This is a genomic window from Tessaracoccus pujii, assembly GCF_055326215.1.
Window position 1 is genome coordinate 70,942 of sequence record NZ_JBUZNP010000006.1, and the last position, 24,837, is coordinate 95,778.

Annotated in this window: 20 protein-coding genes; 11 read left to right on the forward strand and 9 right to left on the reverse strand. The window is 70.3% G+C overall.

The genetic code is table 11. The features are described from left to right. Positions 1–152: 152 nt before the first annotated feature. Positions 153–1,415 carry a fatty acid desaturase family protein gene (locus tag ACZK5N_RS10075; protein WP_459018771.1) on the reverse strand — a complete coding sequence of 421 codons (1,263 nt, stop codon included), beginning with the start codon at positions 1,413–1,415 and terminating at the stop codon, positions 153–155. A 10-nt stretch (positions 1,416–1,425) separates the two neighbouring features. After that, complete coding sequence (locus tag ACZK5N_RS10080) at positions 1,426–2,544, reverse strand: ferredoxin reductase (protein ID WP_463624866.1); 1,119 nt, start codon at positions 2,542–2,544, stop codon at positions 1,426–1,428. Positions 2,545–2,632: 88 nt separating this feature from the next. Here ACZK5N_RS10080 and ACZK5N_RS10085 point away from each other — a divergent pair, with 88 nt between their 5' ends. Beyond that, a complete protein-coding gene (locus tag ACZK5N_RS10085) occupies positions 2,633–4,231 on the forward strand; it encodes a phytoene desaturase family protein (RefSeq protein ID WP_463624867.1) in 1,599 nt (532 codons plus the stop codon). 8 nt (positions 4,232–4,239) lie between these two features. Here ACZK5N_RS10085 and ACZK5N_RS10090 read toward each other — a convergent pair whose 3' ends face one another. Next, a complete protein-coding gene (locus tag ACZK5N_RS10090; RefSeq protein WP_459018768.1) occupies positions 4,240–4,782 on the reverse strand; it encodes a histidine phosphatase family protein in 543 nt (180 codons plus the stop codon). 99 nt (positions 4,783–4,881) lie between these two features. Continuing rightward, a complete protein-coding gene (locus tag ACZK5N_RS10095) occupies positions 4,882–5,685 on the reverse strand; it encodes a spermidine synthase (protein ID WP_459018767.1) in 804 nt (267 codons plus the stop codon). Between the two features lie 82 nt (positions 5,686–5,767). On the opposite strand from ACZK5N_RS10095, the gene ACZK5N_RS10100 reads away from it, so the two are divergent. Further along, positions 5,768–7,075 (forward strand): MATE family efflux transporter, encoded by a 1,308-nt coding sequence (locus tag ACZK5N_RS10100; protein ID WP_459018766.1) that lies wholly within the window; start codon positions 5,768–5,770, stop codon positions 7,073–7,075. On the opposite strand, the gene ACZK5N_RS10105 is transcribed toward ACZK5N_RS10100, so the two are convergent. Then, positions 7,076–7,963 (reverse strand): helix-turn-helix transcriptional regulator, encoded by an 888-nt coding sequence (locus tag ACZK5N_RS10105; protein ID WP_459018765.1) that lies wholly within the window; start codon positions 7,961–7,963, stop codon positions 7,076–7,078. A gap of 151 nt (positions 7,964–8,114) precedes the next feature. Between ACZK5N_RS10105 and ACZK5N_RS10110 the strand changes: the two genes are divergently transcribed. After that, positions 8,115–9,149 (forward strand): zinc-dependent alcohol dehydrogenase family protein, encoded by a 1,035-nt coding sequence (locus ACZK5N_RS10110; RefSeq protein WP_459018764.1) that lies wholly within the window; start codon positions 8,115–8,117, stop codon positions 9,147–9,149. Between the two features lie 104 nt (positions 9,150–9,253). Here ACZK5N_RS10110 and ACZK5N_RS10115 read toward each other — a convergent pair whose 3' ends face one another. Beyond that, positions 9,254–9,703: a hypothetical protein gene (locus ACZK5N_RS10115; protein WP_459018763.1), complete on the reverse strand. Its 450-nt coding sequence runs from the start codon at positions 9,701–9,703 to the stop codon at positions 9,254–9,256. Positions 9,704–9,807: 104 nt separating this feature from the next. Here ACZK5N_RS10115 and ACZK5N_RS10120 point away from each other — a divergent pair, with 104 nt between their 5' ends. The 4 genes from ACZK5N_RS10120 to ACZK5N_RS10135 all read left to right on the forward strand — a co-directional run bounded on the left by ACZK5N_RS10120 (position 9,808) and on the right by ACZK5N_RS10135 (position 14,373). After that, on the forward strand, positions 9,808–10,812 hold the full coding sequence (locus ACZK5N_RS10120) for a PQQ-dependent sugar dehydrogenase (RefSeq protein WP_459018762.1): 1,005 nt from the start codon (positions 9,808–9,810) through the stop codon (positions 10,810–10,812). Positions 10,813–10,968: 156 nt separating this feature from the next. Then, positions 10,969–12,795: a S8 family serine peptidase gene (locus ACZK5N_RS10125; RefSeq protein ID WP_459018761.1), complete on the forward strand. Its 1,827-nt coding sequence runs from the start codon at positions 10,969–10,971 to the stop codon at positions 12,793–12,795. 4 nt (positions 12,796–12,799) lie between these two features. After that, positions 12,800–13,474, forward strand: a complete 675-nt coding sequence (locus tag ACZK5N_RS10130; RefSeq protein WP_459018760.1) for a hypothetical protein — start codon at positions 12,800–12,802, stop codon at positions 13,472–13,474. Further along, the gene (locus tag ACZK5N_RS10135) at positions 13,471–14,373 is read left to right on the forward strand and encodes an ATP-grasp domain-containing protein (protein ID WP_459018759.1); all 903 of its coding nucleotides are present in this window, start codon (positions 13,471–13,473) and stop codon (positions 14,371–14,373) included. The genes ACZK5N_RS10130 and ACZK5N_RS10135 overlap by 4 nt, the downstream gene beginning before the upstream one ends. Before the next feature lie 117 nt (positions 14,374–14,490). Here the strand turns inward: ACZK5N_RS10135 and pdxH are convergent, their stop codons facing one another. Further along, positions 14,491–15,135: a pyridoxamine 5'-phosphate oxidase gene (gene pdxH, locus ACZK5N_RS10140; RefSeq protein ID WP_459018758.1), complete on the reverse strand. Its 645-nt coding sequence runs from the start codon at positions 15,133–15,135 to the stop codon at positions 14,491–14,493. A gap of 121 nt (positions 15,136–15,256) precedes the next feature. Between pdxH and ACZK5N_RS10145 the strand changes: the two genes are divergently transcribed. Then, on the forward strand, positions 15,257–15,628 hold the full coding sequence (locus ACZK5N_RS10145; protein WP_459018757.1) for a hypothetical protein: 372 nt from the start codon (positions 15,257–15,259) through the stop codon (positions 15,626–15,628). A 157-nt stretch (positions 15,629–15,785) separates the two neighbouring features. Beyond that, positions 15,786–16,418 (forward strand): DUF1707 SHOCT-like domain-containing protein, encoded by a 633-nt coding sequence (locus ACZK5N_RS10150; protein ID WP_459018756.1) that lies wholly within the window; start codon positions 15,786–15,788, stop codon positions 16,416–16,418. Positions 16,419–16,710: 292 nt separating this feature from the next. On the opposite strand, the gene clpB is transcribed toward ACZK5N_RS10150, so the two are convergent. Further along, a complete protein-coding gene (gene clpB, locus ACZK5N_RS10155; RefSeq protein WP_459018755.1) occupies positions 16,711–19,278 on the reverse strand; it encodes an ATP-dependent chaperone ClpB in 2,568 nt (855 codons plus the stop codon). Between the two features lie 129 nt (positions 19,279–19,407). On the opposite strand from clpB, the gene treS reads away from it, so the two are divergent. After that, complete coding sequence (treS, locus tag ACZK5N_RS10160; protein ID WP_459018754.1) at positions 19,408–21,657, forward strand: maltose alpha-D-glucosyltransferase; 2,250 nt, start codon at positions 19,408–19,410, stop codon at positions 21,655–21,657. Positions 21,658–21,706: 49 nt separating this feature from the next. Here treS and ACZK5N_RS10165 read toward each other — a convergent pair whose 3' ends face one another. After that, positions 21,707–24,439: a phosphoenolpyruvate carboxylase gene (locus tag ACZK5N_RS10165; RefSeq protein ID WP_459018753.1), complete on the reverse strand. Its 2,733-nt coding sequence runs from the start codon at positions 24,437–24,439 to the stop codon at positions 21,707–21,709. Between the two features lie 46 nt (positions 24,440–24,485). Here ACZK5N_RS10165 and ACZK5N_RS10170 point away from each other — a divergent pair, with 46 nt between their 5' ends. Beyond that, a complete protein-coding gene (locus ACZK5N_RS10170; RefSeq protein ID WP_459018752.1) occupies positions 24,486–24,836 on the forward strand; it encodes a helix-turn-helix transcriptional regulator in 351 nt (116 codons plus the stop codon). The last annotated feature ends 1 nt before the right edge of the window (position 24,837 follow it).

A 24,837-nucleotide genomic window follows, 5' to 3' on the forward strand; every position in this document is an offset into this window, starting at 1 on the left:
AGGAGTCTACGGACAGGGTCGCGGCGGATGTTCCTCCAGAACAGTCTTCGGCACCTGCAAGCGGGCGAGAACGCTTCTGGAGGAACAATCACCGCACGTCAGGCTCGGGGCACCCGGGGGACTGACCCGGTCTGGCGAGGGGCCGAACCTGGTCAGGCGGGGGAAGCGGTCAGACTGCGCTGATCGCGCCTCCACATGCCCCGCGTCGAATCCAGCACGTCGGTCACCGCGTCGCGGGCCGCCGCGACCACGTCACCGAGCTGGCTGTGGCCGGGGCGCTTGTTCGGCAACGAGTACCTGAAGACCTTCGCCCACGCCGACCCAACCTGCCTGTGCATCGGGCCGGTCACGTAACGCAGGCCGTAGCGCTCCATCAGCGCCTTGATCCTGGGCGCGATCTCCGCGTAGCGGTTGCTCGGCATGTCCGGGAACAGGTGGTGCTCGATCTGGTGCGACAGGTTCCCGCTCATGATGTGCATCAGCTTGGAGCCGGAGATGTTGGCCGAGCCGAGCATCTGCCGCACGTACCACTCGCCGCGGGTCTCACCCTCGATGGACTCGGTCTCGAACGTCTCCACCCCCTCGGGGAAGTGGCCGCAGAAGATCACCGAGTGCGTCCACACGTTGCGGGCGGTGTTGGCGATGGCGTTGGCCAGGAGCGTGGCGGGCGCCGACGGGCCGGACAGCAGAGGATGCACCACGTAGTCCTTACCCATCTGGGATCGGATCTTCTTGAACACCTTCGCCAGGTCCTCCTTGAAGACGGCCTTGTCCTTGGTGCCCTCCTTCCAGCCCTTGAGGTCGAGGTCGTAGGCCGCGATGCCGTACTCGAAGAACAGCGCCGTGAAGAAGTTGGTCACCGGCTGGAACACGTGGAGCAGCTTCCACTCCTGGTCCGGGTCCACGCGCAGCACGTTGTAACCGAGGTCGTTGTCCATGCCGACGACGTTGGTGTAGGTGTGGTGCTCGACGTTGTGCGACTTCTTCCACTGCTCCGCAGGCGAGGCGAAATCCCACTCCCAGGTGCTGGAGTGGATCTTGTCGTCGCGCATCCAGTCCCACTGGCCGTGCAGGATGTTGTGGCCGATCTCGGTGTTCTCGATGATCTTCGCCACCGTCAACCCGGTGGTCCCGGCCACGAAGGCCGGCGGGAACTTCGAGAACAGCAGCACGACTCGGCTGGCCAGTTCCAGCGACCGCTGGATCCTGATCATCCGGCGGATGTAGGCGGCGTCGTCGGCTCCGCGGCCGGCCATGATCTCGTCGCGGATGGCGTCGAGCTCGCGCCCGATGTCCTCGATGTCCTCGGGGCTCAGGTGCGCGATGGGGTTGGGCTTGCCCGTGGTGGAGGTCTCGGGGCGGGCCTCGGGGCGGGTGGTGGTGATGCGGTTCGAGCGGGTGGTTGTGGCAGTCATAGTCAGGCTTTCAGATGCGGAGATGGCATGCGCCAGCAGCAGCCGACACACAGGTCTGGATGAGGACCGGGTCCTCCGGGTTGGCGGTGGTGAGGTCTCCGGTGCGGAGGTCGCGGACGCTGCCCTCGGTCATCGGGACGACGCAGTTGAAGCAGATGCCCATCCGGCAGCCCGACGGCATCAGGACGCCGGCATCCTCGCCCGCGTCGAGGATGGTGGTGGAGGCGTCGGCTGTCGTGGTGATCCCGGACGTCGTGAACGTGACGTCGCCACCCTCGCCGACCGCGTGGATCCGGGGGCGGAAGCGTTCGGTGTGCAGGCGGTCGCGGAGGCCTGCGTCGGCCCAGTGGGATTCGGCGTCGTCGAGGAGTGCGGTGGGGCCGCACGCCCAGGTGTCGCGGCTTCGCCAGTCCGGAACCACGACGTCGAGATCGGTCACGGCCAGGATGCCGTCCTGCTTCGTGAAGCGGGTGAGCAGGCGGATGCGGCCTTGCCTCGCCAGGGAATGCAGCTCGGGGAGGAAGAGCATCTCGGCGGGCGTGGGTGCGGAGTGGACGACGACGACGTCTCGGGGCAGCGGCTGGTTGCGCAGCATCCCCATGACTGGGGTGATCCCGCTGCCGGCCGTGAGGTAGAGCACCTTGTCAGGGACGTGGACGGGGAGGACGAAGTCTCCCGTGGCCTGGTCCAGCAGAATCACGGTACCCGCGCGGAGGTGGTTGAGAACGTAGTTGCTGACCTTGCCGTCGGCGATGGCACGGACGGTGATGGTGATGGTGTCGGTGGTGCCGATGGGGCTGGTGATCGAGTAGGCGCGCCACTGGCGCACCCCGTCGACGTCCACCCCGATCCGCGTGTACTGGCCGGGGCGGTGGGGCCGCCAGCCGCGGCCGGGCTTGATCGTGACGGTGGTGGAGGTGGGCGTCTCGCGCCTGACGTCCAGGACGCGGCCCCGGAGGTCCGCCCCGGAGCGGAGCGGGTCGATGAGATCGACGAAATCCTCGGGCAGCAGGGGGGTCGCGATGGCCTCCGCGACCCTGCGCGCCCCGGCACCGAGACGCGTCAACGCGCGCTTGACGGTGGAGCCGGTCACCTTGGGCGGGGCGACGAGTTCGCCCTGAGAGGTCATGCACCCATCGTAACCTACGGTTGCGTAGGTTACGCTTCTCGATCCTTTCCAGGGCACCCCGACCGCACTGCTGCGTATGGTCGGTGGTATGGCTGAGCGCATGGTCGACGCGGTGGTGATCGGGGCGGGACACCACGGCCTGGTGGCCGCGACCCTCCTGGCCGACGCAGGCTGGGACGTCCTGGTACTCGACGGTCGGGACAGGCCCGGAGGCGCCGTCGCGCATCGTGAGATCGACGGATTCGTGATGGACGAGTTCTCCTCCTGCTACCCGCTGGGCAAGGCCTCCCCCGTGCTGCAGGCGCTGGAGTTGGAGCGCCACGGACTTCAATGGGTGGACCGGCGCCCCGCGGTCGTCCACGTGTCCTCCGGCGGGGACCGGCTCGGGTCCGCCGTCGAGGCGACCCCGGATGACACCGCCGCGGCCCTCGACGCCGACCACCCCGGCGACGGCGAATCATGGCTGAGGCTGGTCTCGGGCTGGCGTCGCGTCAAGGAACCACTGCTCGACGCGCTGCTCAGGGGTTGGCCTCCGCTCGGCGCCGATGCCCGCCTGGCCCGCGTGCTGGGCGCCGGCGGGCTGATGGACTTCGCGCGCTTCGCCCTGTTGCCGTCGGGCCGGATGGGCGAGGAATGGTTCGGCGGTGCGCGGGCGCGCGACATCCTGGCCGGCAACGCCATGCACGCCGACGTCTCGCCGCTGGCGCCGGTCAGCGGGTTGCTGGGGTTCATCATGACGATGCTGGCGCAGGACGTGGGCTTCCCCGTGCCGCGCGGTGGTGCGGGGGCGCTGGCGGGGGCGCTGGCGTCGCGGGCGCGGACCGCCGGCGCTGTGGTGCGCCTCGGCTCGCCCGTCGTCGGCATCACGGTCGGCGGCGGGCGGGCCGACGGGGTGCGGCTGGCCGACGGCACCACGGTCCGCGCGCGCCGGGCCGTGGTCGCGGACGTCTCGGCGACGGCGCTCTACAGGCGGCTGCTGCCCTCCGACGCGGTGCCATCGGGGCTGCTCGCGCGGCTTGAGCGGTTCGCCTGGGATCCTCCGACGCTCAAGCTCAACCTTGCGCTGACCGGTCCCATGCCGTGGCGGGCGTCGCGGGCGCGGGAGGCCACCGTCGTGCATGCGGGGTTGTCGGCGCAGGAGTTGGTGCGCTGGCACGCGGACATCGCGGCGGGAACGGTCCCCGCGCGGGCGTTCGCGCTGGTGGGGCAGATGACGACGGCGGATCCGACGAGGTCGCCGTCGGGTACCGAGTCGCTCTGGGCCTACACGCACCTCCCGGTCACAGGGCCCGAGGGTGCGGCGAGGTCGCTGGCCACCGTGCAGGCGATGCTCGACGAGTTGGCTCCGGGCTGGCGCGACCTCGAGCGGGGGCGCTGGATCCAGACCCCCGCGGACCTGCACGACGCCAATCCCAACCTCGCAGACGGCGCCCTCGGCGCGGGCACCTCACAACTGTTCCAGCAGGGTCCCTGGCGGCCCATCGCCGGGCTCGGAGGCCCGGCCACGCACATCGACGGGCTCTACCTCGCCTCTGCCGCCACCCATCCCGGCGGCGGCGTGCACGGCGGGGCGGGCTTCAACGCGGCGAGGGCCGCCCTGCGTGGCGCGGCGTGGTGGTCGCGGCCGGGGAGCCGGGCGACGACGCGGGCGCAGCTGTGGCTGCATCGCCGCGACCCCGTGTTCTGACCCGCGCCTCAGAGCACCCGGCTCAGCACCTGGCCGTTGGCGAACTCGATCCACTCGACCTCTCGATGGCCGCGACCCTCCAGCACCGCCAGCAGGATCCGCAACGTGTCGCCGTGGGAGACGATCGCCAGTTCGTCGTGGGCGTGAGCGTCGCGGAGCTGCCCGACGAGCACGGCCATGCGCGCATGGACGTCAGCCACCGACTCTCCCCCGCCCCACCGCACTTCGCTGATGTGCAGCCCCTCGGGGACGGGTTCCTCCCGGAGGTCGTCGTAGCTGACGCCCTCGAGGGAGCCGAGCGCCTGCTCGCGGAGGAGGGCGGTGTGCCGGACCGGGGCCCCTGCCCTGGCCGAGATCACGTCCGCCGTCTGCACCGCGCGGAGTTGGTCCGAGGTGACGACGGCGGCCAGCCGGGCGCCGTCGAGGGCGCGGGCGGCGGCCGCGGCCTGGCTGAGCCCGAGCTCGGTGAGCGGCACGTCCATCCGCTGGCCCTGGAGCCGGCGCTGCTGGTTCCACGTCGACTGTCCATGGCGGACGAGGTGGAGGATCACGGGACGAGTCTAGGGTGCGGTATCTGTTCCTCCAGACGAGCATCCGGCCCCCTCACGGCGCCTAGCGGCCACCTGGAGGAACAGATACCGCAGGATGCCCTACCAGCCCCGGCCGGTGGGTCCCGGCGACGGCTCGGCGGCGCCGTCGACGAAGGGCCCTGCGCCGCCCGGCCAGGCCTTGGCGTCGCGGCCGGTCACCCACCGGTAGCCGATGGTCAGGCGCGCGGATTCGCCCTCGATGGCCGCGGCGTCCGGGCGCGCGTCACTGCCCACCAGGACCAGATTGCCGAACCGTTTTCCCTTGTGAACCACGGGTTCCATGCCGACGAGGAGATGCGGCCAGCGGTGGGCGAGCCCTCCGGCGAGGCGCTTGCTCCATGCGAACGGGGCGCGGTCGGTGGCGTTGAAGATCACCACGGCCTCGTTTCGCGTCACCCGACGGAGGTCGTCAAGGCACTCGGCGGTCGCGAGTTCGCCCGGCACCTGAGGGCCGTCGAACGCGTCGACCACGATGACGTCCGCCCAGGCCTCCGGCATGGCGGCCAGCCCGGCACGACCGTCGACGTCGCGGACCTTGATGCCCGAGCGCGGCGGGAGGGGGATCTTGCGGCGGACCTCCTCGGTGAGGTCGGCGTCGGGCTCGCACACCACCTGCGCCGTGCCGGGGCGCCGCCACGCCACCCAGCGCGGGATCGACATGCCCGCGCCGCCGAGGTGGACGACGCGGAGGCGCCTCTCTGCGGGGGCGTCGAGGACGGTGTGGTCCAGCACCATCGCGATGTGCTGGACGTACTCGAAGGCCAGGAAATCCGGCCGTGCAGGGTCCACCCAGGACTGCGAGGTCGGGCCGAATCGCACCCAGAACGCGCCTGGGGTGTCGCGGTCTGGGATGAGGCGGTCCACCCGCCGAGCCTAGTGGGCCGGCTGACGGCGAGGGGGCGGCTCGCCCGGCCCGACGCGGCCGCGGCGTAGACTCCGCCACGCCATGAGCACCTCCCGCCGCATCCTCGCCCTCGCCGTTCCGGCGTTCGCGGCACTGGTGGCGCAACCGCTCATGATGCTCGCCGACACGTGGATCGTCGGTCACCTCGGCACAGTCCCCTTGGCCGGCCTCGGCATCGGCTCGGGACTGCTCACCACCGTCACCGGGCTGATGATCTTCCTTGCCTACGGATCGACGGCCGTGGTCGCGCGGCAGATCGGCGCCGGCCGGCGGACGCACGGCATCGGGCTCGGGGTGCAGGCGATGTGGCTGGCCGGGCTGATCGGACTCGTCGTCGGCGCAGCGGTGTGGGTGACCGCCCCGTGGCTGGCGGCCGGACTCGGCGCCGCGGGCGAGATCCACACGCAGGCGGTCACCTACCTGCGCTGGTCCATCCCCGGCCTGCCCGGGATGCTGGTCATGCTCGCCGCGACCGGCACCTTCCGCGGCCTGGCGGACGCCCGCACCCCGTTGGTGCTGTCCGTCGGCAGCGCCGCGCTCAACCTGGCGCTCAATGCCGCGCTGGTCTTCGGTGCGGGGATGGGGATCGCGGGTGCGGCGCTCGGCACGGCGCTGGCCGAGACGGCGCTCGGGTCCACGGCCGCGGCGTTGGTGGCGCTGCAGGCCCGTCGATCCGGGGCCCGGCTGCGCCCGTCATCGGCGGAGATGAGGCGGAGCCTGGCCGTCGGTGTCCCGCTGCTGCTGCGGACCGTGACGCTGCGGGTGGCGCTGCTCATCACCACATACGTCGCGGCGGCTCAGGGCGCGGCCGGGCTGGCCGCGCACCACGTCGTGACGCAGGTCTGGGGGCTGATGGCGTACGCGCTCGACGCCCTGGCCATCGCCGGGCAGACCATCGTCGGCACCGCGCTGGGCGCCGACGACGCCCGCGAGGCCCGCGCGTCGACCCGCCTGATGGTGTGGTGGTCGGTTGGCGCGGGCGCGGTGATCGGAGTCGCGGCGGTACTGCTGCGCCACCCTGTGGCCTCGTTCTTCTCCCCCGACGACGAGGTCGGCGCACTGGTCGCCTGGCTCCTGGTCGTCGTGGCGGTGGCGCTGCCGCTGGCCGGCTACGTGTACCTGCTCGACGGCGTGCTCATCGGCGCCGGCGACGGTCGCTACCTGGCGAGGGCCGGGGTGATCACTCTGGTGGTGTACGCGCCCGTCGCGCTGGTCGGCTTGATCCTGCCCGCCGGCCAGCCAGGGCTCACGTGGCTCTGGGTCTCGTTCTGCGTGGTCTTCATGGGCGCACGGGCGGTCACTCTGGGGCTGCGGGCCCGCGGCGACCGCTGGATCCGCCTGGGCGGCTGATCAGGCGTCTGCGTGATCCGGGCGCTCCGCTGCGGGCCCCGACGTGGCCGCCCAACTGGCCAAGAGCTGCAGCGCGTGCTCCGACGCCGAACCGGGCTCGGCCGCGTACACCGTCATCCCCACTCCCCCGCCCGTGCGGAGGTCCACCGTCTCGTACGCAAGGTGGAGGTCACCCACGATCGGGTGGTGGAAGTGTTTCGTGCCGGATGAGTGGATGCGCACGTCGTGGGCACTCCACCGACGGCGGAAGTCCTCACTGCGCGTGGACAGCTCGCCGACCAGCTCGTGGAGCTGGCGGTCGCGGGGGTCGCGGCCGGCCTCGGTGCGCAGGTTGGCCACGGTGATGTCGGCGAAGTAGTCCCAGTCCGGATAGAAGCTGCGGGCGGCCTCGTCGAGGAAAGTGAAGCGTGCGAAGTTCGGCCGCCCCAACGGGTCACTCAGAAGGACGGAGAAGAGCGCGCGCCCGAGGTGGTTGGCGGCCAGCAGGTCCCCGCGACCGTTCCCGATCGCCGCCGGAGCGTCCCGCATCGCATCGAGGATCCACAGCAGCCCGGGCGTGGGGGTCCACTGCTTGTCGGAGCGACGACGCGGCCTCGCCAGCATGCCGCCCTGGGCCGCCGACGCCAGATCGAAGAGGTGCTCGCGCTCGGCCTCGTCGAGGTTCAGCGCCCGCGCGATCGCCTCGAGCACCGACGGCGACGCCCCGGCCAGCTGCCCCCGCTCCAGCTTCGAGTAGTACTCGACGCTCATCCCCGCCAGCGTCGCGACCTCGCTCCGTCGCAGCCCGGGCACGCGCCGCTGCCCTGACACGGGCACGCCCGCCTGCTGCGGGGTGATCTTGGCGCGCCTGCTGGTGAGGAACTCGCGCACTGTGTCTCGGTTGTCCACCCACCCACGGTAACGCCGCCCGTCGCGCCCGAGGGATGCCCTGCCGGTACACCTCACGACAGGCCCTTTCCCAGCGCTGACGGGGCGGGTTTCATGGGTGATGGGTGAGTGCGGTCAAGGGCCCGCACCCCAGGACTTTGAGGAGAACACCATGCGTGGAGTTGTGATGTACGGGCCGGGCGACGTCCGGGTCGAGGACCGCGAGAAGCCCACCATCATCAAGCCCACCGACGCGATCCTGCGGGTGACGGCTTCGTGCATCTGCGGCTCGGACCTCTGGCCCTACCGCGGCATCGAGCACCAGGACGGGCCCACGCCGATGGGTCACGAGTACGTCGGCGTGGTGGAGGAGGTCGGCAGCGACGTGCGCTCGGTCAAGCCGGGCGACTTCGTCGTCGGCTCCTTCTTCGCCTCCGACAACACGTGCGAGATCTGCGCCTCCGGCTACCACACGCACTGCGTGCAGCGCGAGGCCGCCGCGTCGACGGGCGGTCAGTCCGAGTACCTGCGCGTGCCGCTGGCCGACGGCACGCTCGTCGCCACCCCCGGCATGCCCGACGAGGATCTCGTCCCCTCCCTGCTGGCCGCCTCCGACGTGCTGGGGACCGGCTGGTTCGCGGCTGTCGCGGCCGAGGCGGGGCCGGGCACGACGGTCGCGGTGGTGGGCGACGGCGCCGTGGGGCTCCTCGGCATCCTCGCCGCCAGGCAGCTCGGCGCGGAGCGGATCATCGCCATGAGTCGGCACGCCGACCGGCAGGCGCTGGCGCGCGAGTTCGGCGCCACCGACATCGTCGAGGAGCGCGGCGACGAGGGCGTGGCCCGGATCAAGGAGCTCACCGACGGGCTGGGCGCGCACTCCACCATCGAGGCGGTGGGCACGCAGGAATCGATGATGCAGGCCATCCGGGCCACGCGCGCCGGCGGGCATGTGGGGTACGTGGGGGTCGCGCACGACGTGAACCTCCCCGGCATGGAACTGTTCTTCTCGGGCGTGCACCTGCACGGGGGGCCGGCACCCGTGCGTCGCTTCCTGCCAGAGCTCATCGACCTGATCTGGCAGCGGAAGATCGACCCTGGCAAGGTGTTCGACCTGACGCTCCCCCTCGATCGCGCGGCTGAGGGCTACACGGCCATGGACGAGCGGACGGCCATCAAGGTGCTGCTGACGCCTCCGGCCGCCGGCTGAGCCCCTCGCCAGAGCGGCGGCGGGCCCGGGCTACCGACGTGGCAGCCCGGGCCCGGGTTTCCGCCGCGGCGGGGGTCACACTTCCCCGGCCGCGGTCACGTCGCCTAAGACGCGTTGTTGTTGATGGTGAACTGCTCGACGCCGCAGGCCTTCGTCACCCCGGTGTTGTAGTTGTCACCGCTGTAGACCACCACCCAACGCCAGGTCCCCGCCGTGCTGGCGACGAACGTCGTGTTCGTCGTGGCCGCAGTGAAGGTGGCCGGTGTGGTGCCGGCAGCAGCCAGCGCAATGCCGTTGGTCTCGAGCGCCGGTGTGCCGGAGCACGTGGCGTCAGCCGGGCCGAACAGCTTGAACGAGACCGTTCCTCCCGGCACGGTGGCGCTGGAGGGCACGAAGGCGCCCGACAGCGTGAAGGTGTCGTTGGGGATCAGGCTCTGAGCCGTCGTCGCGGTGGGTCCGGCCTTGGTGAACTGGTTGGTGAACGTGCAGAGAACGTTCTGCCTGAGGCCCAACACCACGGCGGCGTCCAGGTCGGTCGTGCCGGTGGAGTTCATCGTGGTGAACCCGTTGTCACCTGTGCACTGCCTCGAAACCCTCCCCCTCCGCCACCACGCCCGCGACACCCAGCGCGGTCCCCGAGACGCACGAGTTCACCGTCGTGGAACACGAGCGCTTCGACGAACCCTGGGCGCTGGCATTCCTGCCAGGCACCGACGCCATGGCCATCACCGAGCGCGGCGGCGCCCTCCAACTCCGCGACCGCGATGGCGCCGTCCGCGAGGTCAGTGGCGTGCCGGAGGTGGTGGCTGCCGGCCAAGGCGGACTCGGCGACCTCATCCCCGGCCCCACCTTCGCCGATGACGGCACCGTCTACCTCTCCTGGGTGGAGCAGGGTGACGGCGGCACCGGCGCCGTCGTGGGTCGCGGACGGCTCGACGTGGACGCGGGCACGCTCACCGCCGTCGAGACCATCTGGCAGCAGGACCCGGAGGTCGACGGCGACGGGCATTTCTCCCACCGTCTTCTGATCCGGGACGACCGACTCTTCGTCAGCTCGGGCGACCGGCAGAAGTTCGACCCCGCGCAGGCGATGGACGGCAACCTGGGCAAGATCGTGCGGCTCACCCTCGACGGCCAGCCCGCGCCCGGTAACCCGTGGGACGGCGACGGTGGGGTCGCGGCCGAGTTCTGGAGCATCGGGCACCGCAACCCGTTGGGGTTGGCGGTCGACGGCGAGGGCCGGCTATGGGCCTCGGAGATGGGCCCGCAGGGTGGCGACGAGCTCAACCTCATCGTCGCGGGCGCGAACTACGGCTGGCCGGAGGCATCCAACGGCTCCCACTACGGCGGCGGGGAGATCCCGGACCACGCCGACGGCGACGGGTTCGAGCCGCCCAAGGCGTTCTGGACGCCCAGCATCTCACCGGGCTCCTTGATGATCTACCACGGCGACCTCTTCCCGGCATGGAAGGGCGACGCGTTCCTGGGCGCCCTGTCCGGCGAGGCGTTGGTGCGGGTCGATCTCGATGGCGAGGGCGCCGCGGTTGCCGAGGAGTGGCCCATGGGCGAGCGGATCCGCGCGGTCGCGGAGGGCCCCGACGGGGCCATCTGGCTACTGGAGGACGGAGACGGCGGGAAGCTGCTCGAGCTGCGGCCGGCGTAAGGGGCGCAGGCTGGAGTCGACGTGGGCTGCGCCGCGTCGCGGCTCGATCAGCGGAAACTCCCGCAGGCCGTGGAGCGAGGTCCACGTATCAGCCGGGCGCTCATCGACTCCTGACGAGTAACCGCCCAGTCCGGGGCGTATCCGTTAGGAGTCCTCATGCCGTTCCCGACCAACATCGTCCATCCCAGCGGCGCGAAGCTGACGCTGGTCCCCGCACAGGTGCTCGTCAAGATGCCGGCCACGCGTGCAGCGAGTGCCGCCGACACCCTGTCCGAGCTGGGCCTGGTCCCCCTCGAGGCGCCCAGCGCGAACCGGCCGGCCGCCCGGGGCGAAGGCGCGTCCGCCCTTCCGCATGCCTCGATCAACAACACCCCCGAGCTGGTCTTCACCCGGACCTCCGACGGGAAGAAGTTCAAGCCCCCGTCGGAGGAGATCGCCTCCGGCGGAGGAGCCGAGTGGGTTGCCCCGGTGTACGCCGCGGAGTTCAGCGGCTCCACCGAGTACCTGTCCCCCAAGGCGGACGCGGTCGTCCTCCCGAGCGTGACGGCCGCAGATCCGGCACAGGCCGAGGTCCTCGCCAAGTTCGGGCTGGTTCGCGACGACGTCCGCAGCCAGTGGCTCGGCGACTACGACGTCTACACCGTCACCGCCGGCCACCGCCCCGCCTACGAGATCCGCGACGAACTCTCGAAGAAGCTCGGCACCGAGGTGAAGCTCGAGTTCATCCCCCTCGTGGTCCCCACCGCCATGAACCCCAACGATCCGCTGTTCAGTTCCCAGTGGGACATGGTCCGGATCAACGCCGGCGGCGCAGGCACGACGGCGTGGGACGTCCAGCAGGGCGCGGCCTCGGTGACCGTCGCGATCCTGGACGAGGGCGTCGACCTCAACCATCCGGACCTCGTCGGGCAGTTCGCCGGCAACGGCATCAACCTCGGCACCATGTCAGGCACGGGCGCGCCCACCGGCAACCACGGGACGCCGTGCGCCGGGATCGCCGCCGCGCCCTTCAACAACTCGATCGGCACAGCGGGCGTGGCGGGCGGCTGCCGCATCCTGCCGATCGCCTTCTCCACCTGGTCCGACACCGAGGTGGCGGCAGGCATCCGGTACGCCCGAAACCAGGGCGCCCGGGTGATCTCCATGAGCTTCGGCTGGAACGCCTGGGACCCCGCCATCATCGACCCCGCCATCGCCGAGGCTCACGCGGCCGGCCTCGTCATGTGCGTGGCGACACACAACCACAACACCGCCAACGGCATCACCTACCCGGCCACCAACCCGCTCGTGATCGCGGTGGGGGCCTCGGACCAGGCCGACAACCGGAAGTCCCCCACCAGCCCCGACGGCGAGGGCTGGGGCTCCAACTTCGGGCCACAGATCTCGGTGGTGGCACCGGGCGTCCTCTGCCCGGCCCCGGACCGCACAGGGGCCAACGGCTACACCAACAACGACTACACGATGACGTTCAACGGCACCTCCGCCGCGACACCGCACGTGGCCGGTCTGGCGGCGCTGCTGATCTCGCGGAAGGCGTCGCTCACCAACGTCGCCGTCCGCACCATCATCGAGACGACGGCCGCGAAGGTGGGAACCGTGGCGTACACCACCACCCCCGGCTACGGCAACGGCACGTGGAACAACCAGATGGGCTACGGGCGGATCGACGTGCTCGCCGCGGTGAAGGCGGTGAAGATCATCAAGATCAAGTGGGAGGACGACTTCAAGCCCATCCGCCGCGAGATCGACCTCAAGCGGTGGACCGACGAGTTCGATTTCAAGCGGATCCGCGAGTTCGACAAGATGCAGATCGAGATCGACGAGATCAAGCGGTCGGGCCGGGAGGCCCCGGACCTCCGTCCGGAGAAGCTGCACGACCCTGTCGTCAACGAACTCCGACTGCGCCTTGAGCAGCTCGAGCACTCGGTCGACCGCATCGGGGCAGCGTTCATCGGCCAAGAATCCCGTCCCGACCTCGACTGATCCGATGATCGTCCTCCTTACGCATCAGTCGGACCCCTGGGCCCCCGAGCTCGTCCGTCAAGTGCGGCACCTGACGGGCGAACGGGTGGGGGTGCTCACCCCCAGGGACCTGTCCCGACGCGGCTGGGCTCTGGCGTCGCCGCCCGATGACCGGTCCGGCCGGCTGATCGTCGACGGCGAGCCCGTCGCTGCGTCGACGGTGGGGCTGGTGGTCAGCCTCCTCGACGACGTCCTGCCGGAGGAGCTGGTCTGGATCCGCGGGGAGGATACGGAATACGTCGCCGCGGAGATGGCCGCTTTCCTCCGCTTCTGGTTGGACTCCGTCAGCGACAGGGTTCTCGTCCCCCTGGGGGCTCTGTCGCTGGCGGGGCCGGATCATCCGACGGCGCGGTGGGCCCACGCCGGCGGCGTGCCCTCGTCGGGGAGCCGGCCGAGTGGCGGGGGTCGCTACCGGGAGGTGTCCGTCACCAACGGCACGTTCAGGGGCGTCGCGTCGCCGTCGCTGCAGCAGGCGGTCGCGGCCATGGCCCGGTGGGCCGAGGTGCCGTGGCTGCGGGCCTTCTTCGCGCATGACCGCGACGAGCTGTGCGCGGTCGTGCCGCTGCCATCTCTCGGGGACTCCATGCCGGAGGCCGCCGCCGCCATCGCCGCCGCCCACCACCTGAGGCGGGCGGCATGAGAGTCGACATGGATGGCGGCCCGTCGACCCTTGTCATCGCGGGTCGACCCGACGACCCGCCGCTGGCCGCGGCCTGGGCCGCGGTGGTGGAACTCGGCCTGCCGGGCGTCTTCGCGGACCTCTCCCGCGACGGCGTCGAGCTGTCCGGGAGCCGCCTGGTGGTGGACGGGGTCGAGCTGGACCGCGCGTCGCTGACGGGACTGTACCTGCGCGTCCACGGCGCTCAGGACCCGGTCCTCGCGGCCGGACTGCGCGACTGGGCGGAGCTGGCGCCGCCGTCGGTCCGCGTGGTCAACCGGCGCACGCCTTCGGCCTCCAACCTGTCCAAGCCGGCGCAGGCTCTCGTCATCCGCGCGGCGGGGTTCGAGGTCCCCACGGGCCTTCTGACCACGGACCCGGAGGCAGCCGGCGCCTTCGTCGCGCGGCACGGGAAGGTGATCGTGAAGTCGACGAGCGCGGTCAGGAGCATCGTCCGGCTGGTCGACCCGGACGAGGACTTCTCCCGGGTGGAGTGGTGCCCGACGCAGTTCCAGGCCTTCGTCCCGGGCGTGGAGTTCCGGGCGCACGTGGTCGGCGAGGAGGTGTTCGCGCACCGGATCGAGTCCAGCGCGGTCGACTACCGGTACGGCAGCTCGACCCTCGTACCCGCCGAGCTGCCCGATGCCACGGGCCGACGGTGCGTGACGCTGACCCGCCGTCTGGGCCTGGAGCTCTCGGGGCTCGACCTCCGACGCACACCCGAGGGTCGCTGGTTCTGCTTCGAGGTCAACACCTCCCCGGTATGGTCCGCCTACGACGAGGACGGCGTCATCGCTCGTGCCCTGGCCCGCCACCTGTCGGGGCACTGTCCCACTGAGTCCGGCACGGTCACCGCGACCCATGGACCCACGGCCGCCTGACGTGGCGTGTCCCCCTGCCCGCACCGCGGGTGACCTGCGGTAGTTGTTCCTCCAAACGGGTCGCCGAGTGTGCTGAGGCCCCGAGGACCTGCCTGGAGGAACAACTGCCGCGGGTAGTCACGGCTGGAGTCGCGTGGCAGACCACCCCTCCGTGGTCAATGTGCAGGAGACGCGGTCGTGGAGCCGGCTCGCCTGGCCCTGCCAGAACTCGAACTCGTCCACCACGATCCGGTAGCCGCCCCAGCCGGGTGGGCACGGCACCTCGTCCCCGTCGGCGAACCGTTCCTCTGCCGACGCGACCGCGGCCTCAAGCTCCTCCCGCGACCCCAACGGCTGCGACTGGTGCGACGCCCACGCACCCACCTGGCTGGCCCGCGGCCGACTGTGGAAGTAGTCCTCGTTCTCCTGGCGGCTCAGGCGGTGGACCTCCCCCACGGCCCGCACCTGGCGCATCAGCGTCGGCCACCACAGGTTCACGGCCGCCGCGGGGGTCGCGGCGAGCTCGTCGCCCTTGGGCGAGTCGTAGTGGGAGAAGAACACCAGCCCCGACGGCGCCGCCCCCTTGAGCAGGACCACCCGGCTGCGCGGGCGACCGTCGAGCCCAACGGTCGACAGCGTCATCGCGGTGGGCTCGGACTCCTCGGCGGCGAGCGCATCCGCGATCCAGCGGTCGAGAAACGCCCACGGCTCGAAGGAGGCCAGATCGCCCGGCAGCCCCTCGCCGGAGTAGTCGCGCCTGACGTCACGAAGTGTCGCGTTCATGGTCCCCATCAAAGCAGCGCACGACGCCCGACGACGCCCGGGGCGATTTCCGCCACGGAATTCCCCGGGCCATCCCGCCGGGCACGGCGTGCGGCTATCGTCGCGCCAAGGAGGTTCATCCATGAGCTACGACATCCTCGTCTTCGACCCCACCTCGGTGCCCCGGGACATCGAGCCCTTCCTCGCCTGGACCGAGGGCATCGGCTACGGCGGCGCGGGCGTCGACCTCGACGACCCCGAGAACGGCACCGTCGCGCTACGCAGCTGGTACTCGGATTTCACCGGGAGCTTCCCTCCGATCAACGGCCCCCTCGCCGAGGACGACGGAACCACCACCTACCGCTGCGGCTCGTCGTTCACCATGGCGCAATGCCCTGGGGGCGAGGCCGATAGGGCGGTCGAGGTGGGCCGCAATCTCGCCCGGAAGCACGGCGTCGGCTTCTTCGACCCCAACACCGACGACGACCCCGTCTTCCCCGGCGAGCAGCCGTAGCCGCCCAGGTCCGGGTGCGTCGCAGCGCGGGGCATCCGGGGATCCGGGCCCGGACGCCACGCCGCCCGCATCACCCCTAGCCGGGAGACGATCGGCCGGGGTACGCCCAGACCGGGGTCTGGCTGCGCCGTCGCACCGCGGGAGTACGCTTTTGCCTATGGCCAGCGACGAGATGCGAATCGGCGACCACGAGCGCGACGAGGCGGTGGAGCTGCTCCAGGAACACATGTCCGCCGGCCGCCTGACGTCGGAGGAGTTCGGCGAGCGCATGTCGAAGGCCCTCGAGGCCAGGACCTGGAGCGACCTCGGGGTCCTCTTCACGGACCTCCCCGGACGCAGGCCCGGGCAGCCCGAACAGCCCGCCATGCCGTTCGCGTCGCCGTCGGCCTGGGGCGCCGTGACACCGGCGCCCACCTACGGAACACCTCCCCCGCCACCCGCCGTGCAGCATCACGACGCTGGCCGGCCCTGGTACACCCAGTGGTGGATCCTCATCGTGGCGGTCATGGTCACCGGCATGTCCGGCGGCCGGATGGGTTTCCTCATCCCCGCCGTCGCCATCTGGATCTTCGTCATCGCGCCCGCGCTGGACAAGGAACGCCAACGCCGGCAGCACGCCGCGGCCGGGCCTCCGCGCCCTCTCACGTTCTACGAACGCGAGGAACTCCTCGACGAGATCCGCTCCGGCCGCCCCATCACAGCGGTCAAGCGGTACAGGGAGCTGACCGGCGCGGACCTGTACACCGCCAAGATGACCGTCGACGCGCTGCGTCGCGAGATCGGCCGCTGACTCCTCCTCCTGGGCGCCCGCGCGGGCGCTCGCCCGAACCACGCTGGAGCGTTGAGCCGGACACGGCTCTTGCCGACCCCCGTTGAGCCGGACACGGCACTCGATACCCTCTCGTGAGCCGGAGCCACGGCTCAATACACGAACAGGGCCCTGAAAACCCTTTCCGCGGAGTTGAGCCGGACACGGCATTCGTTGACGATGCGCGAACTCCAGTCCCGGCCCAATCCGACCGATTGATAGCCGTGTCCGGCTCAACTCAAGAGTCACCCCGAGTTCGGCGCCCAGCCGAGCGTCACACCTGCGCGATACCGTCGCCCACCCTGTCGAACCGAACCGTCTGGCCGTCGTGGATCTCGCCGGCCAGCAAACCACGGGCCAGCTGGTCCTCGATGGTGGTCTGCACCAGCCGGCGCAGCGGCCGCGCCCCGTAGACGGGGTCGAAGCCCACGTCGCCGAGCCACCGCTTGGCCGCCTCAGCCACGTCGATCGAGATCCGCCGCGACTCCAGCCGACGGTTCAGCCGCGAGATCTGGATCTCGACGATCTCGCCCAGCTGCTCCGGCGTCAGGGCGTCGAACAGCACCACGTCGTCGAGCCGGTTGAGGAACTCGGGCCGGAAGGCCTGCCGCACCACGCCCATGACGGCGTTGCGCTTCTCCTCCAGCGAAAGCATCTGATCCGCCATGAACTGCGACCCCAGGTTCGAGGTCATGATCAGCAGCGTGTTGCGGAAGTCCACAGTGCGGCCCTGGCCGTCGGTGAGGCGGCCGTCGTCGAGCACCTGGAGCAGGATGTTGAACAGGTCCGGGTGGGCCTTCTCCACCTCGTCGAGCAGCACGACGGAGTACGGGCGGCGGCGGACGGCCTCGGTGAGCTGGCCGCCCTCCTCGTAGCCGATGTAGCCGGGAGGGGCGCCGACGAGGCGGGCCACGGAGTGCTTCTCCGAGTACTCGCTCATGTCGATGCGCACCAGCGCCGTCTCGTCGTCGAAGAGGAAGTCCGCCAGCGCCTTCGCGAGTTCTGTCTTGCCCACGCCCGTGGGGCCGAGGAACAGGAACGAGCCGGTGGGGCGGTTGGGGTCCGAGATGCCTGCGCGCGAGCGGCGCACCGCGTCGGAGACCGCCTTGACCGCGAGCCGCTGGCCGATGAGCCGCTCCCCGATGCGTTCCTCCATGTGGAGCAGCTTCTCGGACTCCCCCTGCAGCAGCCGCCCGACCGGGATACCGGTCCAGGCGCCCACCACCTCGGCGATGTCGCCTGCCCCCACCTCGTCGGAGACCATCTGCGGGCCGGCGTCGCCGGCCTCCGCTTCGGCCAGCTCCCGCTCGACGGCCGGGATGTCGCCGTAGAGGATCTGCGACGCGCGCGTCAGGTCACCCTCGCGCTGAGCCCTGTCCGCCTCGACCCGCAACTGGTCGATGCGCTCCTTGAGATCGCCGACGCGGTTGAGCCCGCTCTTCTCCGCCTCCCACCGCGCCTCCAGCCCGCGCAGCGTCTCCTGCGAGTCCGCCAGCTCGGCGCGCAGCGCGGCCAGCCGCTCGCGCGACGCCTCGTCCTCCTCCTTCTCGAGGTGGAAGGTCTGCATGGTCATCCGGTCCACGTCGCGGCGGAGCATGTCGATCTCCTCCGGCGAGGAGTCGATCTCCATCCGCAGGCGCGACGCGGCCTCGTCGACCAGGTCGATCGCCTTGTCAGGCAGCTGCCGTGACGTGATGTAGCGGTCCGACAGGGCGGCGGCGGCCACCAGCGCCGAGTCCGTGATGCGCACCTTGTGGTGCGCTTCGTACCGCTCACGGAGCCCGCGCAGGATGGCGACGGTGTCCTCCACCGAGGGTTCGCCCACGTAGACCTGCTGGAACCGGCGCTCGAGGGCCGGGTCCTTCTCGATCCTCTCGCGGTACTCGTCCAGCGTGGTGGCGCCGATCATGCGCAGTTCGCCGCGGGCCAGCATGGGCTTGAGCATGTTGCCGGCGTCCATGGCGCCCTCGCCGGACGCGCCGGCGCCGACGACGGTGTGCAGTTCGTCGATGAAGGTGACGATCTGCCCCTCGGCCTCGCGGATCTCGGTGAGGACCGCCTTGAGGCGCTCCTCGAACTCGCCGCGATACTTGGCGCCGGCCACCATGGAGGCCAGGTCCAGGGAGACCAGGCGGCGGCCTTTGAGCGAGTCCGGCACATCGCCGGCGACGAGGCGCTGGGCCAGGCCCTCGACGACGGCGGTCTTGCCGACTCCCGGCTCACCGATCAGGACAGGGTTGTTCTTCGTGCGGCGGGCGAGCACCTGGACGACGCGTCGGATCTCCGAGTCGCGGCCGATCACCGGATCCAGCTTGCCGGAGCGGGCACGCTCGGTGAGGTCGATGGAGTACTTGTCCAGCGCGGACTCTCCCCCCTCGGACTCGGCGGACGCCACCCGCTTACCGCCGCGCAACTCCTCGAACTTCGACTTGAGGGCGTCGGTGGTGACGCCGGCCCGGTCCAGGATGGTCTTGGCGTCCGAGGCCACCATGGCCAGGCCGATGAGCAGGTGCTCGGTGGCGACGAAGGAGTCACCCAGGCCGTCTGCCAGCGTCTCAGCCGACGCCATCACGCGGGCAAAAGGTCCGGACAGCGCCGGCTGGGAGACGGACGAGCCGCTCGTGGAGGGCAGCCTGCCCATGGCAGCCGTGGCGGCCGCGTCGATCTGTGCGGGGTCCGCGCCGGCCGCCTCCAGCAGCGCGCCGACGGTGTTGTCCGGGGTGAGCAGGAGGCCATGCAGCAGATGCACGGGCTCGGTGTTGGGGTTGCCGTGCGTGAGGGCCTGCCGGACCGCCGCCGTGACGGCGTCGCGGGACTTCGTCGTGAGCTTGTCGGTGTTCATCAGGGGATGCTCCTCAGTGTGACTACAAGGTTGAGTCTACTACACTCAATCCTGGTTCATGCTGGGCGATTCCACCCCCGTCGGGCGAATCGACGCGGGGGCCGGGTGGGGGCCGGTAGCCTCTGACGCGTGATCAAGCGCACCGACGACCCTGCCCAGGCCGACGACACGGCACAGGCGTCCCCGCCTGCCGCCGCGGTCGAGTCCCACGAGGAGGAGATGCCCGAGATCACCTTCGACGAGGCCCGATTCGCCGCGCGCCCGGCGCGCCTGCGCCCGAGCGCCCGTCGGCGGCAGGGGGACGAGAGCCCGATCACCCCACCGTTCGAGCCCTCCGGCGCCAACCGCGCGTACGTCGAGTGGCTGGAGGAGCAGTCCATGCTGCACGACGCGGAGAAGGTGTCGCGGCAGCTGGCGGGCAAGCACACCATGTGGTCCAACCCGTACGCCCACCCCAACCCGCGGGCCGCGCTCCAGCGCGCCTCCGTCTGGTACACCGCCTACCCGCTCTCCCACATCACAGCCCCCGGGCAGTCGTTCCTCGGCGCCCTGGGATCCACGGAGCTGTGGGAGGCCTTCTCCGCCGTCGGGATCGACGCCGTCCACACGGGCCCCGTGAAGCTGGCCGGCGGCCTCGACGGCTGGGACGTGACGCCCAGCGTCGACGGCCACTTCGACCGCATGTCCATGGCCATCGATCCCCTCTTCGGCACCGAGGACGAGTTCCGCGAAATCGGTGAGACCGCCGCCAAGCACCACGGCACGATCATCGACGACATCGTCCCCGGCCACACCGGCAAAGGGGCCGATTTCCGGCTGGCGGAGCTGAACTACCGCGACTACCCCGGCATCTACCACATGGTCGACATCCCGGAGCCGGCGTGGCACCTGCTGCCGGACGTGCCCGAGGGTCGCGATTCGATCAACCTCACCGCCGAGGCGGAGAAGGCGCTGGCCGACGAGGGCTACATCATCGGCGCCCTGCAGCGCGTCATCTTCTACGAGCCCGGCGTCAAGGAGACCAACTGGTCCGTCACCCCGCCGATCCGCGATTACAAGGGCACCGTGCGGCGCTGGGTGTACCTGCACTACTTCAAGGAGGGCCAGCCGACGATCAACTGGCTGGACCCGACCTGCGCCGGCATGCGGCTGGTGATGGGCGACGCGCTTCACTCGCTGCTGGACCTCGGCTCCGGCGGCCTCCGCCTCGACGCCAACGGGTTCCTCGGGGTGGAGCGCTCCTTCGACCGGCCTGCCTGGTCCGAGGGCCACCCCCTGTCCCAGGCCGCCAACCAGCTGATCGGGTCGTTGGTGCGCAAGGTGGGAGGCTTCACGTTCCAGGAGCTCAACCTGGCCATCGACGACATCCAGCGCACCAGCGCCGTCGGCCCGGACCTGTCGTACGACTTCATCACCCGCCCCGCCGCCCAGTTCGCCCTGGCCACCACCGACACCGAGTTCTTGCGGCTCGTCCTCCGGGAGGCCATGGACATCGGCATCGACCAGGCGTCGCTGGTGCACGCGCTGCAGAACCACGACGAACTCACCTACGAACTCGTCCACTTCGCCGCCGCCCACCGCGACGAGACCTACACCCTCGGCGGGGTGGACTACACCGGCGCCGAGCTGGCCGAGCACGTCCAGCAGACCATGCGCGCCACCCTCACCGGGGACGCGGGACCCTACAACGCGGTCTTCACGCAGAACGGGATCGCCAGCACCACCGCGTCGATCATCACCGCGTCGCTCGGCATCACGGATCTGAACACCATCACCGACGGTGACGTCCGCCGGATCGCCGCCGCCCACCTGCTCCTGTGCATGTACAACGCGTGGCAGCCCGGCGTGTTCGCGCTGTCCGGGTGGGATCTGGTCGGCGCGCTGCCGCTCGAACGCGACGCCGTCAAGAGCCTGATCAGCAGCGGCGATACGCGCTGGATCGAGCGCGGCGCCTACGACATCCTCGGCGTGGCGCCCGACGTGAAGAAGTCCTCCTCCAACATACCGCTTGCCCGTACCCTCTACGGGCCCCTACCTGAGCAGCTCAAGCGCGACAGCTCCTTCGCGTCGCGGCTCGCCGCCATCCTCAAGGTGCGCAAGCGCAACGGGCTGGCGTCGGGGCGGCTGATCGACGTGCCGGAGGTGGGCCACAAGGCGCTGCTGGTGCTGGTCAACGAATTGGAGATCGGCGCCATCCAGATCACAGCACTCAACTTCGGCGGCGAGAAGATCGAAGCGCGGGTCCAGTCCGAGCACCTTCCTGCGGGCCGCGTATTCGACCTCAGCACCCGCCGCAAGGTCGGCGTGGTCGACGACCTGGGCGGGTTCACCGTCGAGCTTCCGGCCTTCGGGGGCCTGGCGATGATCATCCGCGACTGACCATTGCCGGCTGAGCCGGCCACGGCCCAGTCCCGCCTGGCGATTTGGGCTATCCCGTGTTCTGCAGGCCGGCCGCCGCCCCGTTCACTGTGGTCAACAGGACCCGGGTCCACAGGTCACGATCCTGATCCGCACGAGCGTTGACGGAGGGGCAGTCACGGATGATGCGCAGCGCCCTGAGCTGGAGATGGCTGAGCGCGTCGATCGACGGCGCCCTCAGCGCCACCCGTGTACGGAGCCGCGGCTTGCACTCCAGGAGCTCCTGCTGATCCAGGATCCCGAGGACGAAACGGCGCGTCAGTTTCAACTCGGCGAGGACCGCGCGGGTGATGAGGGGCTGCCCACCCAAGGCGAGGAAGGACTCCGCCAGGCGCGGGTTCGCCTTCGCAAGGCTCATCTCAGCAATGTCGATCATGCTGGCGAACAGTGGCCATTGGGAATAGGCCGCACGAAGGCGCTCCATGTCCCCCACCGCAGCCAACCCGGAGCCCAGCCCGAACCACCCGGGTACATTCGCTCGGATCTGCGACCATGCGAACACCCAGGGGATGGCTCGGAAATCACTGAGGTCCCTGCCCTTCTCGGCACCGCTGCGCCGGGCCGGGCGGGATCCCAGCCGGAGCTGCCCCAGTTCCTCGAGCGGGCTGGACTCCGCGACGACGTCGGCGAACCCCGGCTGGCCCACAAGGTTGAGATAGGTCTCGCGGGAGACGCGCTCGACAGTGGAGGCGACATCGCTGAACTCCTCAGCCGCCGTGCGGTTGCGATGGACCACATCGTCGGTGTCGGCGAGCAGCACTGCAGAGGTGAGCCGTTCCAGGTGAGCCTGGGCCAGCGTCACATCCGCGTAGCGCGCGAAGATGACCTCGCCCTGTTCCGTGACCTTGAACCGACCCGAGACCGATCCCGGCGGCTGGGCAAGGATGGCCCGGTGCACCGGGCCACCGCCGCGCCCGAGGGAGCCACCTCGACCGTGGAAGAGCGTGAGTTCGATGCCATGGCGGTTGGCCCACTCCACCAGTTCGGTCTGAGTCTGGTAGAGGGTCAGGGTTGCACTGGCCGGCCCCACATCCTTGGCCGAGTCCGAGTAGCCGACCATCACCTCGACGTGGCGGTCGACGTCCTCGAGCCAGCGGCAGGTGCTCTCCAGCGTGAGCCATTCCTCCAGTACGTCGACCGCCCCGCGCAGATCCTCCCCTGTCTCGAACAGTGGCACCACGTCCAGCCTGATGGGGCTGTCACCGACGGCCAGTCTGGCAAGTGCCCGTACTGCGACGAGGTGCTCGGACGTCTGGGTGAAGCTCACCACATGGCGGCCGCAGGACTGCACCCCCCAGCGGCCCTGCAACCAGGCCATCACCCGCATCGTGTCGAGCACCTCGCGAGTGCTGTCGGTGACGGCCTGTACGTGCGCTGGCCACCCGTTGACGGTCAACGAGTCGAGCAGCTGCAGCCGCGTGGGGCTGCCTTGCGCCTGCGGGTCCCAGTCCAGCTGCCCCAGCAGTTCGTCAAGCGCAGCCCGATGGACGGCGCTGTGCTGACGCACCTCCAGGTCTGCCAGGTGGAAGCCGAAGGTCTGGGCCAGCCACACCACGTGCTGCAGTTCCCCGAAGGCCGCCCGCGCATCCCCGGCCCGCTCCAAGGACGTCTGGATGAGGGTGAGATCGGCCACCAGCTCACCGGGGTCGCGATAGGCGAGATCGATGTGGCCCTGGCGGGTGGCGGTGAGCCGGTTGGCCACGAACAGCAACTTCTGGCGGTGCGGCTCACCGGGTGAGGACTTGCTGATGGCGTTGAAGATCTCCGGTGCTGTCACGGCGTCTCGGGCCAGTGCGTTGGCGAGTTCGGGTGACGGCGGGCTGGCCTCTTCGCTCATCGTCAGGGTGCGGGCGACGCGCTCGGTCCCGGCGGCCAGCGCCTTGAGGATGTGCTCGGCCTGGATGGTCATCGTCTGCCTGGTGACCTCAGCCGTGACGAACGGGTTGCCGTCGCGGTCCCCGCCCACCCAGGAGCCGAATCGCAGGAATGCCGGCACCACCGGTCGGCGATGCCCCGAGTCGCCGTTGGCGATCGCCGCCTCGACCGTGCGGTAGAGCCGTGGCACGGCGCGAAACAGGGTCTGGTCGAACACTGACATGATGGTGCGCACCTCGTCCGACGGATGTGGCGGGGTGGCCCGCAGGGGTGAGGTCCGGCCAAGGATATCGATCTCCTCCAGCATCCGGCGGCGAGCGAACGCCTTCATCTGGGAACCAGCACCCCTGTCGTCGTACTCGTCCAACTGCTCGGCAATGCGGTTGAGCGCCGAGGACACTGCGCGTCGGCGGGCCTCTGTGGGGTGCGCGGTCAATACCGGGTGGATGCGCAGCCCCTCCACCCGCGCGGCGGCCGGCCCGAGCGCGGCGACCGCCGGCCACACATCAGGAGCGGTGCCCGCCAGATCGGACTGCGTCCCTCGGATGAGCCGGGAACGGTAACGCTCCTCGGCGAGATTGATGAGGTGGAAATGCACGGTCAACGCGTGCGCGAGCTGCAGCGCCTGAGCAGCGCTGATCGCTTCGACGATCCGCCCAGGTTGGTCGGCATCACCACCATCGGCGGCGCGGGCAGCCAAATCCTGGAGCCGACGCATCAGCGTGGCGAGTTCACCAGCACCCGATTCCCGCAGTACCTGATCATGGAGTTCAGCGAGGAGGTCGATGTCCGCCTCCAGAAGGCGCTCGAGGCCGTCGGAGTCCGAGTCACAGTGGATCGCCTCGGCTGCGGTAAGTGGAGTGGTCATTGAAGCACCTGTTTCCTGAACATGAACTCGCGTATTATGGTTCACCATGGTAGCTGGCGACTGGACCTTTCTTTCCAACTACGGCCATGTCCTGGTGGCACTGGCCAAGAACCCCAGCGCGCGGATGCGGGACATTGCGCAGCAGGTGGGCATCACCGAGCGGGCCGTCCAACAGATCGTGAGCGAACTGGTGAGCCAGGGCTACGTGATCAAGGAGAAGTCGGGGCGACGCAATCAGTATCGACTGGCCGGAAACACCTACCTGCGGCACCCCCTGGAGGCCGACGTCGGCATTGCCGACTTCCTGGCACTCGCTTGCGCGCCGCAGCAACGTCCGACCACAGCGGGGCCACCCGTAGGGACTGTGAACCAGTCCGATCCACCCGTGCCGCCGTAAT

Bases quoted from the DNA above. Each gene is read 5' to 3' on its own strand.
- ACZK5N_RS10110 (WP_459018764.1), top strand. From the start codon at position 8,115: ATGCGTGGAGTTGTGATGTACGGGCCGGGCGACGTCCGGGTCGAGGAC.
- ACZK5N_RS10165 (WP_459018753.1), bottom strand. From the start codon at position 24,439: ATGACCACTCCACTTACCGCAGCCGAGGCGATCCACTGTGACTCGGAC.
- pdxH (WP_459018758.1), bottom strand. From the start codon at position 15,135: ATGAACGCGACACTTCGTGACGTCAGGCGCGACTACTCCGGCGAGGGG.
- ACZK5N_RS10115 (WP_459018763.1), bottom strand. From the start codon at position 9,703: ATGAACTCCACCGGCACGACCGACCTGGACGCCGCCGTGGTGTTGGGC.
- ACZK5N_RS10150 (WP_459018756.1), top strand. From the start codon at position 15,786: ATGGCCAGCGACGAGATGCGAATCGGCGACCACGAGCGCGACGAGGCG.
- ACZK5N_RS10130 (WP_459018760.1), top strand. From the start codon at position 12,800: ATGATCGTCCTCCTTACGCATCAGTCGGACCCCTGGGCCCCCGAGCTC.
- ACZK5N_RS10080 (WP_463624866.1), bottom strand. From the start codon at position 2,544: ATGACCTCTCAGGGCGAACTCGTCGCCCCGCCCAAGGTGACCGGCTCC.
- ACZK5N_RS10100 (WP_459018766.1), top strand. From the start codon at position 5,768: ATGAGCACCTCCCGCCGCATCCTCGCCCTCGCCGTTCCGGCGTTCGCG.
- ACZK5N_RS10145 (WP_459018757.1), top strand. From the start codon at position 15,257: ATGAGCTACGACATCCTCGTCTTCGACCCCACCTCGGTGCCCCGGGAC.
- ACZK5N_RS10075 (WP_459018771.1), bottom strand. From the start codon at position 1,415: ATGACTGCCACAACCACCCGCTCGAACCGCATCACCACCACCCGCCCC.
- ACZK5N_RS10170 (WP_459018752.1), top strand. From the start codon at position 24,486: ATGGTAGCTGGCGACTGGACCTTTCTTTCCAACTACGGCCATGTCCTG.
- ACZK5N_RS10125 (WP_459018761.1), top strand. From the start codon at position 10,969: ATGCCGTTCCCGACCAACATCGTCCATCCCAGCGGCGCGAAGCTGACG.
- clpB (WP_459018755.1), bottom strand. From the start codon at position 19,278: ATGAACACCGACAAGCTCACGACGAAGTCCCGCGACGCCGTCACGGCG.
- ACZK5N_RS10085 (WP_463624867.1), top strand. From the start codon at position 2,633: ATGGCTGAGCGCATGGTCGACGCGGTGGTGATCGGGGCGGGACACCAC.
- ACZK5N_RS10135 (WP_459018759.1), top strand. From the start codon at position 13,471: ATGAGAGTCGACATGGATGGCGGCCCGTCGACCCTTGTCATCGCGGGT.